Origin of the sequence: Cytobacillus gottheilii, assembly GCF_001636345.1 — a bacterium.
GTDB classification, from domain to species: Bacteria; Bacillota; Bacilli; order Bacillales; family Cytobacillaceae; genus Cytobacillus; species Cytobacillus gottheilii.
Window position 1 is genome coordinate 200,816 of the sequence record NZ_KV440945.1, and the last position, 16,977, is coordinate 217,792.

Genomic DNA, 16,977 nt, shown 5'->3' on the forward strand with positions numbered 1-16,977 from the left:
AGCGAGAAAGGATTGACCGATGAACACGACCGAATTTACTGAAATGCTTGCGGCGAAAGGGATCTCCCTTTCGTCTGAGCAAATCAGACAATATGAAATTTATTATTCTACTCTGGTTGAGTGGAATGAGAAAATGAATTTAACAGCAATTACGGATAAGGAAGAGGTTTATTTAAAACATTTCTACGATTCCATTTCCGCAGCCTTTTATTATGATTTTAACGAACCGCTGCATCTTTGTGATGTAGGGGCAGGTGCTGGTTTTCCAAGCATTCCTATAAAAATTGCTTTCCCGCATTTACATATAACAATTGTAGATTCACTCAACAAAAGAATTGGATTTCTAGAGCATTTAGCCAAGGAGCTTAACCTGACAAATGTCCGCTTTATTCATGATCGGGCGGAAACCTTTGGACAAAACCCAAACCATAGACAGTCATATGATGTTGTTACTGCACGCGCTGTAGCACGGTTATCTGTGCTAAGTGAACTATGTCTGCCGCTTGTAAAACAGGGCGGGACTTTTGTTGCAATGAAGGGTGCTAGTGCAAAGGAAGAGATCGATGCTGGAAAGAAGGCAATCGCAACTCTTGGCGGCCGCTTAAAAGAATGCCATACCTTTACATTGCCTCAAGAGGAAAGTGAACGAAATATTTTAATCATTGAAAAAGAAAAACAAACACCGAAAAAATACCCAAGAAAGCCTGGTACACCAAATAAAACACCAATTGAATAACAATAGAATATTGGCGTATTTTTCAGAATGAAAGACATCTAATGTACAAAACATGTTATATTTATCATGCAGGATTTGTCATATCACTAGAGAATATGTAATAGGGAGTTTCGTAAAGGTGGTGCAGGGTGATGAAAAATTCTTTCTCACGCTTTTTTGGCCTAGGCGAAAAGGGAGAAGAAGTGGAAACAGAAAATAAGCTTGAAATAGATGTAGTTTCTGACCACGATGAAGTGAAAAAAATACCGATAGATAAAATTGTGCCTAACCGTTTTCAGCCAAGAACGGTATTTGACGATGAAAAAATAGAAGAGCTTGCGCGTACCATTCATATCCATGGCATCATTCAGCCTATTGTTATTCGTGAGTATGCGGATGATCAGTTCGAGATCATTGCTGGGGAACGCAGATGGCGTGCCATGAAAAAATTAGAGTGGACCGAAGTGCCTGCCATCGTAAGAAACTTAAGCGATACAGAAACAGCTTCAGTTGCACTTATAGAAAATTTACAGCGCGAGGAGCTTTCTCCGATTGAAGAAGCGGTTGCTTACGGGAAGCTATTAGAGCTGCATAATTTGACACAAGAAGCACTTGCACAGCGTTTAGGAAAAGGACAATCAACTGTAGCAAATAAACTGCGTTTATTAAAGCTGCCTGAGCAAGTTCAGGAAGCTGTCTTAAATAAAGAAATAACGGAGCGGCATGCCCGTTCACTGATTCCTTTAAAAGATCCGGAAAAGCAGGTTCTCCTTCTTCAGGAGATTATTGATAAAAATTTTAATGTTAAGCAGACAGAAGACCGAGTTGTCAAAATGCTTGAGCAGAAACAGGTAAAGCCAAAGCCAAAAAGAAAAGCATTCAGCAAAGATATGCGAATCGCAGTTAATACGATCCGTCAATCGCTGTCAATGGTAGAGGATAGCGGAATCAATTTAAACTCAGAAGAAGAAGAATTTGACGAGTTTTATCAAATTACCATTAAAATTCCGAAAAAGAAATGATCTTATTTAAGAATCTTACCTATTCAAACTTATTATAGATAATCTCGAGACCAATGAAATTTGGTCTTTTTTTTATGTGTATTTTTAAAAAAAGATGTTTTTTTGGTTTATTTTTCAATAAAAACAACATAATAAATAATAAATATTTATTGAAAAACGATAAATTGCATGGTAAATTGAAAAAGTAATAATAAAAGTGAGGTGTATTTATGAAACAAGTATCAACGCTTTTCTTGAAAATCGCTGTGATTTTTATTGGGATACCAATTCTTGCACTATGCATTTTCTTAGTGCCCCAGTTAGGAAAGGTTGCAGCAGAATTGCTTCCTGATTTTCCTGCGATCCGATATATGGTTTATATGATTTTTTGGGGTTCAGCCATCCCTTTTTATTTTGCCTTATATCAGGCATTTAACTTATTGCGCTTTATCGACAGCAACAAAGCTTTCTCACAAATTTCTGTAGAGGCATTAAAGAAGATCAAATATTGTGCCATCATCATCAGCAGCTTGCATATTCTCGCACTTCCGCTATTTTATCTGTTTGCGGAAATGGATGATGCTCCAGGTGTCATCTTTGTCGGATTGCTCGTGCCTTTTGCATCAATGGTCATTGCTGTCTTTGCGGCAGTACTGCAAAAATTGCTTCAAGAAGCAATCGATATAAAATCAGAAAATGATTTAACGGTCTGAGGTGAACATAATGGCAATTATAATTAATATTGATGTCATGCTGGCAAAGAGAAAAATGAGCGTAACGGAACTTTCGGAGCGTGTTGGAATAACGATGGCAAACCTTTCAATTTTAAAAAATGGAAAGGCAAAGGCGATTCGCTTTTCAACATTAGAAGCTATATGCCAGGCTTTAGAATGCCAGCCTGGAGATATTTTAGAATATAAAAGAGATGAAAAAGATCAAAATGAAAATTAGAGCATGTATGAAGCTATAAAAATGGAGGTGTAAATCTATGAGGGCACTAAAACAGCTGACGAATTTTGGCTGGGAACAGGCATTATCTTGTCTTTTTCCTGTTGTGATTTTTGCCTCATTAGCATTGACACAGTTTGTTCAGCTTCCTTTTTTGTATCGATATGACTGGCTGCTGCTCATCTGCCTTTTCATGCAATGGTGGATGGTGCGCTCCAGACTTGAAACGCGTGATGAGCTGAAGGTAATCACCTTATTTCATATTATTGGGCTGGCTTTGGAACTCTTTAAAGTGCATATGGGGTCTTGGTCCTATCCAGAAGAAGGATTTTTTAAAATATTGGGAGTACCATTATACAGCGGATTTATGTATGCCAGTGTAGCCAGTTATCTTTGTCAGGCATGGAGAAGACTGAATGTTAACCTAGTGAAGTGGCCGCCATTTTTAGCTGTTGTACCTCTTGCTTCTGCCATTTACTTGAACTTTTTTACACATCATTTTTGGGTTGATATCCGCTGGTGGCTATCTGCTCTCGTTATCATCGTCTTTTGGAAATCTTCGGTTACATACGAAGTGAATGGATCTCTTTATCGTATGCCGCTTGTCTTTTCATTTATTTTAATCGGATTTTTTATATGGATTGCAGAAAATATTGCTACCTTCTTTGGAGCCTGGCAATACCCAAACCAGACAGAGGCCTGGAGTCTTGTACACCTAGGAAAGGTCAGCTCATGGCTTCTGCTCGTCATAGTCAGCTTCCTCATCGTCGCAACCTTAAAACAAGTAAAACGAAACCAGCCATTTGACTCCAAAACGTATGACAAACAAACAAGCACTGTAAAAATAACTGAGCAGAAGCTATAAATAAATGCCGCCTTTAATAATACTTTCTATAAACAGGCTGGGACATATTATTTAATCCAAAGAGACCGAGTGATTAGGGGGAAACATGTCTAATCATTTGGTTTTTTGTTACTCTGATATATTTTTTGAATATGAGTGAAATGGAGCGGAGGACACTCGACTCCTGCGGGAAGTAGAGGAAAGGGTGAGACCCCGCAGGCTTGTGCACTGGACCCATAAAGTTGGACACTTATATTTAAGCAGCTACTTCTTCGGTACTAACCCGATAAGCTACTGGACTTTTCCGATTCAATCTTGATTTTATTCTCAAGTGGTTGTAGTAATAGATGTATTTTTCTAACTCGTCTTTAAAATGCTCGATACTTTCAAACTCTTGTAAATAAAGAAATTCTGATTTTAAGATCCCAAAAAAGTTTTCCATGACAGAATTATCAAGACAGTTTCCTTTTCTCGACATGCTTTGTGTAATCTTATGTTCTTTCAGCGTCCTTCGGTATTTGGCCATTCGATAGTGCCATCCCTGATCGGAATGTAGTAAGAGATCATCGCCTTCATTTACATGTTTTAGTCCTTGGGCCAACATCGTATCGACCAAATCAAACGTCGGTCTTGATTGGAGTGTATAGGTGATGACCTCGCTATTAAATAGATCTAAAATGGGAGAAAGATAAAGCTTCTCTCCAAACACTTTAAATTCTGTAATGTCCGTCACCCACTTTTGGTTCGGTTTCTGGGCACGGAAGTCACGGTTAAGGATGTTTGGAGCTGCTTCTCCAACTTCCCCTTTATACGATCTATACTTTTTCATACGCACCATGCATTTAAGTCCTAGGTCTCTCATAATTCGAAGTACTTTCTTTTTGTTGATCTGATATCCTTTTTCCTGAAGAACGTCCGTAATACGGCGATATCCAAACCGACCTGAGTGTTTGCGGTAAATGAATGTAATTCTTCTTTTCCATTTGCGATCAGGATCTGGTTGATTCCACTTTTTTAGGAAGCTGTAGTATGTGCTTCTAGGCATCTTGGCTATGTTGATCATTTTAATCACCGGGAAGGCGTTCCTTAGTTCATATATTACTTTCGCTTTAATTTGGCTGGTGATTGTTCCTCTTGAACTAAGGCTTTCAGCTTTTTTAAATACGCGTTCTCCATACGAAGGTATTCCAATTCTTCTATCAGCTCTTCTACCGATGGATTCTGAGCGTTACTCTTGTCCTTATTTTTCCTCTGATTAGATGTCATAATAGAAAGCCCCTTTTCTTTTGGTTCAAGGGCATCTACTCCAGCTGTCTCCCACGTTTTCTTCCACTTGCGAAGCATAGATGGATCAGGGAGATGGAAAATCGCGGATGCCTCTCGAATGGAGTAATTCTTTTCCGTGATAAATTGAATTACCCTCATTTTAAAGGCAGAAGGATAGTTTGTATAGGGAAAGGAAAAAGCCTGATCCCCATGGTAACGAACGAGCAGCACCCAGTAACGGAGAGTGGAATGATCTACGCCCACCTGATTCGCTAGTTCACGATAACTAATCATTTCGTTTAAATAACGTTTAGCAATTTGAAGTTTCTTTTCCTTGATAAGATGAGTCATTTATGAGGTCGCCTCCTATTGTTGGGGTGTCCAACAATAGGGGGGCAGTGCAGCTTGCCGAGGAGGCTCAGCTTCCTCCCCGCGGAAAGCGAGTGTCCGCAGCGCAATGGAACGGACTCGATTAATAGCAACTATCTGCGAAATCACACTAACTTACAAAACTACCGAATAAAAAATGATTCTCCTAATCAATTCATGATAAAATAGAATACGTGATTTCTATTTTTACCAATAGACCATTTATTAATAGAAACTTTTGATATGAAGGTAGGTGACATCGTGGGCAAAGTAATATCCATTGCGAACCAAAAAGGCGGAGTAGGGAAAACCACCACCTCTGTCAACTTAGGTGCATGCCTTGCTCATATGGGGTATAAGGTGCTGCTCGTTGATATTGATCCGCAAGGGAATGCCACCAGCGGTGTTGGTATTGAAAAAGCCGATGTTGATCAGTGCATTTATGATGTTTTAGTAGATGATGTAGAATCTTCCAAGGTGATTAAGCCAACCTCTGTGGAGAATTTATTTGCTATTCCTGCAACAATCTCTTTAGCAGGAGCGGAAATAGAACTTGTTCCGACGATTTCAAGGGAAGTACGTTTAAAACGGGCTCTAGATGAAATTAACAATGAGTATGATTATATTCTTATAGATTGCCCGCCATCACTAGGCTTGCTGACCATTAACTCTCTTACAGCTTCAGATGCGGTCATTATTCCTGTTCAATGTGAATATTACGCATTAGAAGGGTTAAGTCAGCTATTAAATACAGTTCGCCTCGTGCAAAAGCATCTGAACCAAGACCTTAAAATAGAAGGTGTCTTGCTGACTATGCTGGATGCTAGAACGAACCTGGGCATTCAGGTAATTGAAGAAGTGAAGAAATATTTCCAAGATAAAGTATATAACACGATCATTCCAAGAAATGTACGTCTAAGTGAAGCTCCAAGTCATGGTCAGCCGATTATTTCGTATGATGCAAAGTCAAGAGGAGCAGAAGTTTATTTAGATTTGGCAAAGGAAGTGGTTGCGAATGGCTAAAGGGTTAGGAAAAGGACTCAATGCTTTCTTTGGAAATATGGACGAAAATCAAGAGGAAATGGTTCAAGAAGTCAATTTAAAAGAGCTTCGCCCCAATCCGTATCAGCCGCGGAAGGTCTTTGACAAAGACTCAATTGAAGAGATGAAGCTTTCTATTCTTGAACATGGGATCCTGCAGCCGATTATTGTTCGAAAAAGCATTAAAGGCTATGAAATTGTTGTCGGAGAAAGACGCTATCGTGCAGCAAAGGAAGCGAAGCTTGATAAAGTACCGGTTATCATCCGTGATTTATCAGAACCGCAAATGATGGAACTTGCTGTTCTTGAAAACTTACAGCGAGAAGATTTAACACCAATTGAAGAAGCTTCTGCTTATCAGCTCCTTTTGGACAAGCTTAAACTGACACAGGAAGAGCTTGCTAAAAGACTTGGCAAAAGCCGGCCGCATATTGCGAATCATATTCGACTGCTATCACTTCCGCCTGCAATTCAAGCCTTTATTACTGACAAGAAAATTTCCATGGGACATGGAAGAGCATTGCTCGGACTTCGCAATAAAGACAAACTGAATGCGGTTGTGCAAAAAACGATCAAAGAAGGCTGGAATGTAAGACAGCTCGAGAGCTTCATTCAGCAAATCAATGAAAATGTTTCACGTGAAACAAAAAAGCCAGAGAAAAAAGATGTCTTTATTCGTGAGAAGGAAACATCGCTGCGTGAGCGTTTTGGAACAAATGTCATTATTAAACAAAACAAGAACAAGAAAAAAGGGAAAATCGAAATTGAATTTTTCTCTAAAGATGATTTAGAGCGCATTATCGAGTTACTGGGCTCTGAAGAATCAGATATGTGACCATCACAACCATGATGGTTATTTTTTTCATTCCAAAAGATCTTTTATAAGAGGAATAGGAGATTTACATGTTTTTATTAGGTGCAGCGGTAAACGGCATATGCATTATTATTGGTACTTTTTTAGGCAGATTATTTCACCGCATTCCAGAGAATATGAAAACAACGGTCATGTATGCCATTGGCCTATGTGTTATGGTTCTTGGTCTGCAGATGGGTTTGAAAAGTGAGAATTTTCTAATTGTCATTTTAAGTCTTGTTTTTGGAGCTGTAATAGGGGAGTTTTTAGGATTAGAAGATCAGCTCAATAAGCTAGGAAATTGGCTGGAGAAGAAAATTGGAACAAGTGGGCAAGGCAGCATTTCGCAAGGTTTTGTGACAGCGACACTGATCTTTGTGATTGGTGCAATGGCTATTATAGGCGGATTAGATAGCGGTATTAGGGGAGATCATTCGGTTTTGTATACCAAATCGATTATTGATGGATTTACCGCCCTAATTTTAGCAACTACATTGGGAATCGGCGTCATCTTTTCTGCTATTCCTGTGGTCTTATATGAAGGACTGATCGCTTTATTTGCAAAAGGAATAAATAATGTCATTCCTGAGGCTCTATTAAATAGTTTTATAACTGAAATGACAGCAGCAGGCGGCATTATGATTTTTGCGATTGGACTTAATTTAACAGGATTAACAAAGGTTAGAGTGGCCAATCTGCTGCCGGGTATTATCGTGACAGCCATTATTGTGACCATATTATATATGTGGGGATAAAAGAAAATGAGGCGGTGAAAAGAAATCACTGCCTCATTTTTCGTTATTCTTTCAGAAAGTAAAAGTTTTATAGCCCTGTATCCGTATTAAGCCTCGATGCTCTTCTTATTACTGTGTTTGTTCTGTTTCAACTGGCCACTTAATTGCAGACCAAGTTGGATGCCGGGGAAATTCCAGACTCGCTTCATAAATACCGCCCGCAATCATTTGGGCCATTTTCATAACCAAATGCAATCTGGTATTTTGTAAAACAAAAAATTCCATAAAGCCGCTCACATTAACGATGCCCGTTATATACATATCTCCCACTTCAGGCAAATCTTTATTAACGCCTGCCCCAGGTTTAACAGGACCGTCACCAACTTGGATAATGCCGACAGATTTAACCCTTCCTAAACAGGCATCAATGCCAATGATGAAAGGATTAAAGTGCTTTTTGCGGATCTCAGCTAATTTATCTTGAAGATTGACCGCATGAATGGGATCTTCTAAAGTACCGTACACATAAAAGGATTCCATCTTTTTTTCCTCAAGCAGTGTCCCAACAAGTGGTCCTAAAGAGTCGCCGGTTGAACGATCAGTACCGATGCAAACAAAAACAACAGGACGGATGCCTAATCTTGCAGGCAGTTTAGCCTTTAATTCAATTGCCAACTTTTCTTCTGCACTTTGCTCATCATGCTCGATCCGTTTTGTTCCGCCAGTTTTTTTATCAAAAAGGTTTGTTTTAAAATTCATCGGCTTCTCTCCTTCAAAATTTCTGCTGTATCGCTGTTTTTCTGCATAATTTGGCTTGTTAAATCATTTTGTGCCTCTTGCAGACACCCTGTATTTTTCTGAGTAGTAACAGTATACGGAATTTTTTAAAAATCTATACGTATGTCTTGCGAAGAACTGCTAAAAAATGAACTTATTATGGTAAAGGATTTGTATATCTGAACAATGTTCCATCAATGTTCATGTGCCAGTTTTTTTTGAAGAGATAAAGTGTAGTGCTCTCTGCTACAATGTAGAGAGAAAAGTTGCTAATATAGATCGTATACAATGTATAATTAACAAAATTAAAGCAGGTGAAACCCATGAACGGTCTGGATAGCCTTATATTAGAGATAAAAGAGCATTTATTTAATGAAGCCTTATGGTGGAAAATTGGCGAAGGTGCCTTAAGAATTTTACTTATTATCATAATCACTCGATTTATCATTAAGTCAGGCAAAATCTTAATTCACAAATTGTTTACGGTGCGAACACGGTCGGCAATTAGAATTACAGAGAGACGCGAAGCCACATTAATGAAGCTTCTGGAAAATGTCCTGACGTATGTCACATCCTTTATTGCTTTAATGATGATCCTTCAGGCTTTAACGATTAATGTAGGAGCTTTGCTTGCAGGAGCAGGAATTGTTGGCTTGGCAGTTGGATTTGGCGCTCAAAACCTAGTAAAGGATATTATCACCGGTTTTTTTATAATCTTTGAAGATCAGTTTTCCGTTGGCGATTACGTTCGAATTGATCAGTTTGAGGGCACCGTAGAGGAGATTGGTCTTCGGACGACGAAAATTAAAAACTGGACAGGAGAGCTTCATATTCTGCCGAACGGAAGCATTATTCAAGTGACGAACTTTTCGTTGAATAATAGTGTTGCCTTTGTGGATGTCAGTCTTACTTACGATGCAGATTTCACAAAAGCAGAAGAAGTGCTGCAGGAGCTTTTTCTCACGCTGCCTGAAAAGTATAGTGATATGGTAAAACCGCCTGAGATATTAGGAATTCAAACGATGGCGGGAGCAGATGTTGCCATTCGGGTTACGTCCGAAACATTGCCAATGCGTCACTTTTATATTGCCCGCATATTAAGAAAAGAAATTAAATTTTGTTTAGAGCAAAATGGCTTTGATGTTCCATTTCCAAGAATGGTTACGTACAGCAGAGAACCTGAAATAAATAGAGGCAAAATGAATATGGGAGGATAAGTATGGAAAAGGAATTTGAATTAAACGATATAGTAGAAATGAAAAAACAGCATCCATGTGGAACAAATCGCTGGAAAATCATTCGCATGGGCGCTGATATCCGCATTAAATGTGAAGGCTGCGGTCATAGTGTCATGATCCCAAGAAGAGAATTTGCCCGTAAACTGAAGAAAATCCTATCAGAATAATACAAACGAGCTAGAGGATGTGTTTTTCTAAGATTCCAGCTTCAGCGCTAGCCCCTTGCGCTTTTCGGAGATGTCTAGCTTCAGCGCCTAGCCCCTCGAGGTCATAAGCCAATCTGTCCAGAAGGTAAAGATCAACCTTCTAGCCATCTTGTCTTATGCTTGTCGGGGCTGACCAAGGCGCTTGCGCTTTTCGGAGATGTCTAGCTTCAGGGGCTAGGGACTCGAGGTCATAAGTCAATCCAGTCAAAAGGTCAAAGAACGACCTTTCACCTGGCTCGTCTTATGCTTGTCGTCCCTGGGCGAGCCCCTTGCGCTTTTCTGTTTACCTCTCTATAATTGTGGGAGGTTAATTGATTAGGAATGGAATTGTTTTTGAGTATAGATTATGAAGATTAGAGGAGTGACCTTTGAATGGCTTTAACAGCTGGGATTGTCGGTTTGCCGAATGTCGGTAAATCTACTTTATTTAATGCAATTACACAGGCAGGAGCAGAGTCTGCCAACTACCCGTTTTGTACGATTGATCCGAATGTCGGTATTGTTGAAGTGCCTGACCACCGTTTAACGAAGCTAACGGAACTTGTTCAGCCGAAAAAGACTGTGCCAACTGCTTTTGAATTTACGGATATTGCTGGAATTGTAAAAGGTGCGAGCAAAGGGGAAGGCTTAGGAAATAAGTTCTTGTCTCATATTCGTGAAGTAGATGCAATTTGCCAGGTTGTCAGATGTTTCGCTGATGACAATATTACGCACGTTGCAGGGAAAGTTGATCCGATTGATGATATTGAAACGATTAACTTAGAACTAATCTTAGCAGACCTTGAATCAGTTGAAAAGCGAATTGGCCGTGTCGGCAAATTAGCAAAACAGAAGGATAAGGAAGCTGTTTTTGAATTAGAAGTGCTAGAAATGCTTAAAGAAGCATTTGAGTCGGACATGCCTGCACGTACAGTTGAATTTACAGAAGAACAAATGAAAATTGCTAAAGGCATGCATTTGCTGACAATTAAGCCAGTCCTTTATGTAGCAAATGTATCTGAAGATGATGTTGCAGATCCTTCTAGCAACGAGTATGTTCAGCAAGTAAGAGAATTTGCAGCAAAAGATAACGCAGAAGTGATTGTGATCTGTGCAAAAATTGAATCTGAGATTGCAGAGCTTGAGGGTGAGGAAAAAGAAATGTTCCTTCAAGAGCTTGGAATCGAAGAATCTGGTCTTGATCAGCTGATTCGTGCTGCCTACCATTTATTAGGTCTAGCTACTTATTTTACAGCTGGTGTTCAAGAAGTAAGAGCATGGACGTTCCGCAAAGGCATGAAAGCTCCACAATGTGCTGGTGTTATTCACAGTGATTTTGAAAAAGGATTTATTCGTGCAGAAACTGTTGCATATGAGGACCTGTTAGATGCAGGAACAATGACAGCAGCGAAAGAAGCGGGCAAGGTTCGTTTAGAAGGAAAAGAATATATCGTAAAAGATGGAGATGTCATGCATTTCCGTTTCAATGTATAAGAAGCAGGCTGCCAGTCATTTGGCAGTCTTTCTTTTTTATCCATTTTCAAGCTGAGCTGCCGGCAATAAAAATTTTATGAAAATACTAAATTTATAGAAAATAATTCCTGCCTTTGATATGATTAGATAAAAAAAGAAATTCGGGGGAGGAGTTATGGAGATTACTAGAGCTTTTCTAAAACAGGTGCTGCTCTATTTTCTTATTATTTGTGCGCTTGTTTTAATTGTTTTGTTTCCGCGGAATTTAACAGTGGCAACCGTTAGCGGAACCGCTGAAATGATGCTGGAATACCAATTTTCATGGTCTGAATACAAAAATAATCTAACTCACTATTTTGAAACGGTTTGGAATGATAAAAGTTTAGGTGATACAAGACATGAAAGGGTAACAGTTGAAGATGAATTGCTGAGATATGTGCCCGCAAGCCTGAAGATTATTTTTCCCGCTTTTTTTCTCAGTGTCTTTCTAGGGATATTTAAAGGGATTTTTGATTACCGCCGCAAGGGAACAAAGCTCAGTGTGTTTGGAAATGGATTAACCTGGATGCTGCAGTCGATTCCAGATTTTTTTATTGCCGTTTGTATGATCTGGGGAGTCACCATGTTTGTTCCTGACCTAAAGCTTCTAAGTCAAAATACTTCTTATAGTTTTCTGCTGCCGACGATTTTAGTAGCCATCTATCCAATGATGTACATTGCTAGAATTACTTCAACCTCGCTTTTAAATGAAGACGGTCAATATTACATACAGGTGGCTCGCTCTAAAGGATTTACGCAAAAAAAGGTTGTATATCGGCATATTCTTCCAAACGCTTTAAAGCCAGTGTTAGCACATATGACCTCCATCATGGTTCATTTGATGACCAGCCTTCTAATAGTGGAGTATTTACTGGGGTATGAAGGCATGTCTTACCGGTTGTTTACTGCTCTCGGATATACCAATACAAATGAGGGACTTAGTATTGGGTTATTTGAACATGCAGTGATTATTGGCATTGGACTCATTATTATGCTGCTTGTAATGCTGGCACAGCTGACCAGTTTTATCATTAAAAGAAGTATGCGGATTGTATAGGAGGCTGATCAAAATGAAGCAAAACTATTATCTAATCATCGGATTCCTTATGGCTGCTGTTCTTGCACTTATTACATTTGCTGGTCCGCATCTTCCTTTTATTGATAAGGATTTGGGAGGAGAAAGGATTTTATTTCCTTCCTCAGGTGAGATTAAGGTTGCTCCCTTTCCGCCATCTGATGAGTTTATTTTAGGATCTGATCGTGAAGGAAGAGATATGCTGAGCTTGCTGGTAGTAGGAGCGAAGGATACCTTTTTGCTTATATTCCTCATTGTCATTCTTCGTTATGCAATCGCTCTTCCGCTCGGTTTAATGGGGGCGAAGGATAAAGGTTTTTTTTCATGGTTTGTCCGCGGCTGGAGTCAGCTTTTTTCAAGTCTGCCGGTCGTTATAACAGTAGCACTTATACTATGCCTGCCTCCGCTCTTGTTTCACGAATCGCGCTTTTTCATTGCCATAGCAGTTATTGCTCTTGTTGATGTTGGCCGTGTGGCTTTTATTATTCAAAAGCAGGCACATGAGCTTTCAAAGAAACCATTTGTTGAGGCAGGAGTTACGATTGGAAATAACCCTGTAAAAATGCTTTATCATTATTATTTCCCGAACCTTTTGCCGGAAGTGATTGTGAATTTCTTTAGTGAAGCGGCTCGTGTGGCAATGCTCATTGGGCAATTAGCTGTTTTAAGTGTTTTTATAAGCCAAGGTTTTGTGCAAACAGGCTATGGCAGTTTTTCTGTTGAAAATTTAAGTCATGATTGGGCGACGCTTATTAAGGATGCAAGAGCCGATTTTGTGACGGCCATATGGATTCCCTTCTACCCGATGCTGGCGATTGTTGTCGCTGCCTTAACATTTAATATACTTGGTGAAGGATTCCGAAAGCATTTTAACAGGCATATGCCGTCATAGGTTGGATATTTGCAGTTATGAATAAGCTCGTTGCATTAAGAAGCTGAATGTGGTATACTTTCAACTTGTGAGTAATGAATAATTGCTCCTTGCCCTATATGGGCCGCTTAGACCAAAAGGAGGTGCAAATGTGATGAGAAAGTACGAAATCATGTACATCATCCGCCCAAACATTGAAGATGAGGCTAAGAAAGCGCTTGTTGAGCGTTTCGACTCAATCTTAACTGACAATGGTGCGGAAGTAATCGAATCAAAAGATTGGGGTAAACGCCGTCTTGCATACGAAATCAATGATTTCCGCGATGGATACTACCAATTATTGACTGTTAATGCTGAAACACCAGCAGTTGATGAGTTCACTCGTCTTGCTAAAATCAGCGAAGACATCATTCGTCAAATCGTTGTTAGAGATGAAAAGTAATAGATAAATTATATTTTGCTGAAGGGAGTTGATTCTGATGATGAACCGAGTTGTTCTTGTCGGACGGTTGACAAAGGATCCGGACTTACGCTATACGCCGAATGGTGTTCCAGTTGCCACGTTTACTCTTGCAGTGAATCGTGCTTTTACGAATCAGCAAGGTGAGCGGGAAGCAGACTTTATCAATTGTGTTGTCTGGAGAAAGCCAGCTGAAAATGTAGCGAATTTCCTTAAAAAAGGAAGTTTAGCTGGAGTAGATGGGCGTATTCAGACGCGTAACTTTGAAGGCCAGGATGGAAAACGTGTTTATATCACAGAAGTTCAGGCAGAAAGTGTGCAGTTTCTTGAGCCCAAAAATAGCTCAGGCGGCGGTGGCGGCAGATCCGAGCAATATGGCGGCGGATATGGCAACAGCCCAAGGGAACAGCAGGATTTCCCATTTGGAAATCAGAATCAACGTCAGCAGGATAATCGAAATAATAACCAAGGTTATACTCGTGTGGATCAGGATCCATTCGCAAATGACGGTCAAATCGACATTTCGGATGATGATCTTCCATTCTAATATAACCTTACATGCAGTAAAACTTATTCAGCAAGGAGGGAAATGAACATGGCTGGAGGACGCAGAGGAGGACGCGCAAAGCGCCGTAAGGTTTGCTATTTCACAGCAAACGGAATCACTCACATCGATTACAAAGATGTGGATCTTCTTAAAAAATTCATCTCTGAGCGTGGTAAAATTTTACCACGTCGTGTAACTGGCACGAACGCTAAATACCAACGTAAATTAACGATTGCTATCAAGCGTTCACGTCAAATGGCATTATTGCCATTCGTTGCAGGAGAATAATTGAACTTCAAAGCAGTATGGAGACCTGGTCTCTATGCTGCTTTTTTATTTTTTAAAGTCAGTTTCACATTAGGTGCCTCGATATGTATGAATCGTTTGTGTGATAACCCCTCTTAGTAGTATTCATAAAAATTATAATTTTCAAAATAATTTATAGTAGAATTTTGTCGAATGTGGTACTATTGTCATAAAAATGATTGAGTTAGGGGCGATCGCATGCTGAAGTCTATTAAAGTGAAATTAGTCATCTTGTTTGTTTTCCTCCTCTTTGCAATATTGGCAGCTGTTGGTTTCGCTGTAAATGAACAGACTAAAAATAAAATTGAAGAGGATGTTGTCATTCAGACTGAAGGAATCGTCTCGCAGATGAACAATACGCTGCAGCTTTTTATGGAAAGATACGCAACAAGCTTACAGCACATTGCATCTTCTCAAGAAGTTCTGAATTATATTCAAGCCTCAAACGCTGAAGAAGAATACAATACAGCTGGGCTTGAAAAGATTTTGGCTGACTATAATGAGATTAATAGTGAAGTAACTTCTATTTATGCTGCAGCCGCAGAAAGCAAAAACCTTAATATTATGCCAATAGTGGAACTTCCTGCTGATTTTGATCCAACGACTCGTGAATGGTATCAAAAGGCAGTGGCTTCATCTGATGAAGTTGTTTGGAGTGAGCCTTATGAAGATGTTGCGACAAATGAGATTGTGGTCACAGCAGCTTATGCTATTAAGGAAAATGCCAGTACAGTAGGAGTGATGGGGCTTGATTTTAAATTAACTCAGCTGACAGAAATGATTAACAACATTGAAATTAGTCATGAAGGATATCCATTCATCCTCTCTGAGGCGGGTACGCCAATTGTATATCCTAAAAGTGATCAAGAAAATATAGAAAATCTTTCTTTTATCCAAGAGATGTATAATCGTGAAGGAGAACAAGGCACTATTCATTATGTTTATCAAAATGAGAATCGTAGGCTCATGTTTGATACTGTGCCAGGGACAAAATGGAAGATTGGTACTTCTTATTCTGAAGATGATTTGATGGCTAGCGCTAAATCCATTCAATTTAACATTATTTTAGTATCCGCAATTGCTCTTATCTTTGCCCTAATGATCATTTATTTTGTGGCTGACCGGATGACAAAGCCGATCCTCCACTTGAAAAAAGCCGTAAGTGAAGTGGCAAATGGAGATTTGCGAGTAAAAGCAGCTATTGTTTCAAAAGATGAAATTGGAATGTTAGCGGGTCAATTTAATGACATGGTGGACAATATGCGGTCATTACTTACGGTGGTAGAAAGTTCTGTTAATGATGTGAAGCTGTCGGCTGAAAATTTAAGCGCCGTTTCAGAGGAAACAAATGCATCCAGTGAACAAGTGGCGGCTGCCATTAATGAAATTGCTAATGGAGCTGCACAGGCTGCAGAGGATGGCGAGAACGCCAATCGAATGTCTTCAAAATTAAGTACTCAAATCAATGATATTACATCACAGACCATGGAGATGACGAAGCTGGCAGAGCAGGCAGATACAGTGAATTCTGCAGGAATTAACCAGATGACCGAATTGAAAAATTCCTTTGTGACATCAAAAGAGTTTATGGGAGCTACAGAGAATGTTATTCATGAACTCGAGAGCAAAATAAAGATGATTGAAAATGTAATGACGACCATTACAGATATAAGCTCAAAAACAAACTTACTCGCACTGAATGCAAGTATAGAGGCAGCTCGGGCAGGGGAACATGGAAAAGGCTTTGCTGTTGTTGCTGATGAAGTCAGAAAGCTTGCTGAGCAGTCTGTAAAAGCAACAGATGAAGTGAAGCAAACGATCATGGACATTCAGCAGGGATCACTCCTAGCTGTTGATTCCATGAATAGAACAAAAGATAACTTTTATCAGCAGTCGAACGCTGTGCAAGAAACAGAAGGTAGCTTCCGGGAGATTTCTGAACTTGTTAATAAAATGAAGGAATCGATTTTTTATATTTATCGCGAAGTGGAGCAAGTTTCCAGTAGTAAGGAAGATGTTTTGAATAGTATTCATAATATGGCGGCAATGGCACAGCAATCAGCAGCTTCCTGTGAACAGGTAAGTGCTTCTACTGATGAACAAGTGCTTGCACTCCAATCTGTTTCAAAATCGGCTGAACAATTGACAGAACTCAGTAATGATCTGCAAATTGCTGTGAATAAGTTTGAACTGCATGATTAATAAAGATGATGCAAAAGGAACACCTTAGATCAT

Annotated in this window: 19 protein-coding genes; 17 read left to right on the top strand and 2 right to left on the bottom strand. The window is 39.5% G+C overall.

Annotated elements, in window-relative coordinates; all coding sequences use genetic code 11:
* Positions 1-19 precede the first annotated feature (19 nt).
* The 5 genes from rsmG to A6754_RS01070 all read left to right on the top strand — a co-directional run bounded on the left by rsmG (position 20) and on the right by A6754_RS01070 (position 3,529).
* Positions 20-736, top strand: coding sequence for a 16S rRNA (guanine(527)-N(7))-methyltransferase RsmG (rsmG, locus tag A6754_RS01050; RefSeq protein ID WP_066441880.1), 717 nt, complete (start codon positions 20-22; stop codon positions 734-736).
* 131 nt (positions 737-867) lie between these two features.
* On the top strand, positions 868-1,737 hold the full coding sequence (gene noc / locus A6754_RS01055; protein ID WP_066441881.1) for a nucleoid occlusion protein: 870 nt from the start codon (positions 868-870) through the stop codon (positions 1,735-1,737).
* A 209-nt stretch (positions 1,738-1,946) separates the two neighbouring features.
* Positions 1,947-2,429, top strand: a complete 483-nt coding sequence (locus A6754_RS01060) for a DUF2975 domain-containing protein (protein WP_066441887.1) — start codon at positions 1,947-1,949, stop codon at positions 2,427-2,429.
* Positions 2,430-2,439: 10 nt separating this feature from the next.
* On the top strand, positions 2,440-2,667 hold the full coding sequence (locus A6754_RS01065) for a helix-turn-helix domain-containing protein (RefSeq protein ID WP_066441889.1): 228 nt from the start codon (positions 2,440-2,442) through the stop codon (positions 2,665-2,667).
* A 37-nt stretch (positions 2,668-2,704) separates the two neighbouring features.
* Complete coding sequence (locus A6754_RS01070) at positions 2,705-3,529, top strand: DUF817 domain-containing protein (RefSeq protein WP_066441892.1); 825 nt, start codon at positions 2,705-2,707, stop codon at positions 3,527-3,529.
* A 235-nt stretch (positions 3,530-3,764) separates the two neighbouring features.
* Here the strand turns inward: A6754_RS01070 and A6754_RS22230 are convergent.
* Positions 3,765-5,125, bottom strand: a protein-coding gene (locus A6754_RS22230) for an IS3 family transposase (RefSeq protein ID WP_371806951.1) whose coding sequence is annotated in 2 segments (ribosomal slippage) — positions 3,765-4,660 and positions 4,660-5,125 — 1,362 coding nt in all. Because the reading frame shifts where the segments join, the coding sequence is not laid out codon by codon here.
* A gap of 279 nt (positions 5,126-5,404) precedes the next feature.
* Here A6754_RS22230 and A6754_RS01085 point away from each other — a divergent pair.
* From A6754_RS01085 to A6754_RS01095, 3 genes are all read left to right on the top strand, one after another.
* Positions 5,405-6,166, top strand: a complete 762-nt coding sequence (locus tag A6754_RS01085; protein WP_066441896.1) for a ParA family protein — start codon at positions 5,405-5,407, stop codon at positions 6,164-6,166.
* The gene (locus A6754_RS01090) at positions 6,159-7,019 is read left to right on the top strand and encodes a ParB/RepB/Spo0J family partition protein (protein WP_066441898.1); all 861 of its coding nucleotides are present in this window, start codon (positions 6,159-6,161) and stop codon (positions 7,017-7,019) included. The genes A6754_RS01085 and A6754_RS01090 overlap by 8 nt, the downstream gene beginning before the upstream one ends.
* 68 nt (positions 7,020-7,087) lie before the next feature.
* On the top strand, positions 7,088-7,792 hold the full coding sequence (locus A6754_RS01095) for a DUF554 domain-containing protein (protein ID WP_066441900.1): 705 nt from the start codon (positions 7,088-7,090) through the stop codon (positions 7,790-7,792).
* Between the two features lie 108 nt (positions 7,793-7,900).
* Here the strand turns inward: A6754_RS01095 and yyaC are convergent, their stop codons facing one another.
* Positions 7,901-8,530, bottom strand: a complete 630-nt coding sequence (gene yyaC / locus A6754_RS01100) for a spore protease YyaC (protein ID WP_066441901.1) — start codon at positions 8,528-8,530, stop codon at positions 7,901-7,903.
* Positions 8,531-8,871: 341 nt separating this feature from the next.
* Here yyaC and A6754_RS01105 point away from each other — a divergent pair, with 341 nt between their 5' ends.
* From A6754_RS01105 to A6754_RS01145, 9 genes are all read left to right on the top strand, one after another.
* Complete coding sequence (locus A6754_RS01105) at positions 8,872-9,765, top strand: mechanosensitive ion channel family protein (protein WP_066441902.1); 894 nt, start codon at positions 8,872-8,874, stop codon at positions 9,763-9,765.
* 2 nt (positions 9,766-9,767) lie between these two features.
* Positions 9,768-9,953, top strand: coding sequence for a DUF951 domain-containing protein (locus tag A6754_RS01110; RefSeq protein ID WP_066441904.1), 186 nt, complete (start codon positions 9,768-9,770; stop codon positions 9,951-9,953).
* A gap of 411 nt (positions 9,954-10,364) precedes the next feature.
* Positions 10,365-11,465, top strand: a complete 1,101-nt coding sequence (gene ychF, locus A6754_RS01115) for a redox-regulated ATPase YchF (RefSeq protein ID WP_066441906.1) — start codon at positions 10,365-10,367, stop codon at positions 11,463-11,465.
* Positions 11,466-11,619: 154 nt separating this feature from the next.
* Complete coding sequence (locus A6754_RS01120; RefSeq protein WP_066441908.1) at positions 11,620-12,540, top strand: ABC transporter permease subunit; 921 nt, start codon at positions 11,620-11,622, stop codon at positions 12,538-12,540.
* Between the two features lie 13 nt (positions 12,541-12,553).
* Positions 12,554-13,450 (top strand): ABC transporter permease, encoded by an 897-nt coding sequence (locus A6754_RS01125; protein WP_066441910.1) that lies wholly within the window; start codon positions 12,554-12,556, stop codon positions 13,448-13,450.
* 133 nt (positions 13,451-13,583) lie between these two features.
* Positions 13,584-13,871, top strand: a complete 288-nt coding sequence (rpsF, locus tag A6754_RS01130; RefSeq protein WP_066441913.1) for a 30S ribosomal protein S6 — start codon at positions 13,584-13,586, stop codon at positions 13,869-13,871.
* 37 nt (positions 13,872-13,908) lie between these two features.
* Positions 13,909-14,436: a single-stranded DNA-binding protein gene (ssb, locus tag A6754_RS01135; protein WP_066441915.1), complete on the top strand. Its 528-nt coding sequence runs from the start codon at positions 13,909-13,911 to the stop codon at positions 14,434-14,436.
* A 48-nt stretch (positions 14,437-14,484) separates the two neighbouring features.
* Complete coding sequence (rpsR, locus tag A6754_RS01140) at positions 14,485-14,724, top strand: 30S ribosomal protein S18 (protein ID WP_066188608.1); 240 nt, start codon at positions 14,485-14,487, stop codon at positions 14,722-14,724.
* 216 nt (positions 14,725-14,940) lie between these two features.
* Positions 14,941-16,944 (top strand): methyl-accepting chemotaxis protein, encoded by a 2,004-nt coding sequence (locus tag A6754_RS01145; RefSeq protein WP_066441916.1) that lies wholly within the window; start codon positions 14,941-14,943, stop codon positions 16,942-16,944.
* Positions 16,945-16,977 lie beyond the last annotated feature (33 nt).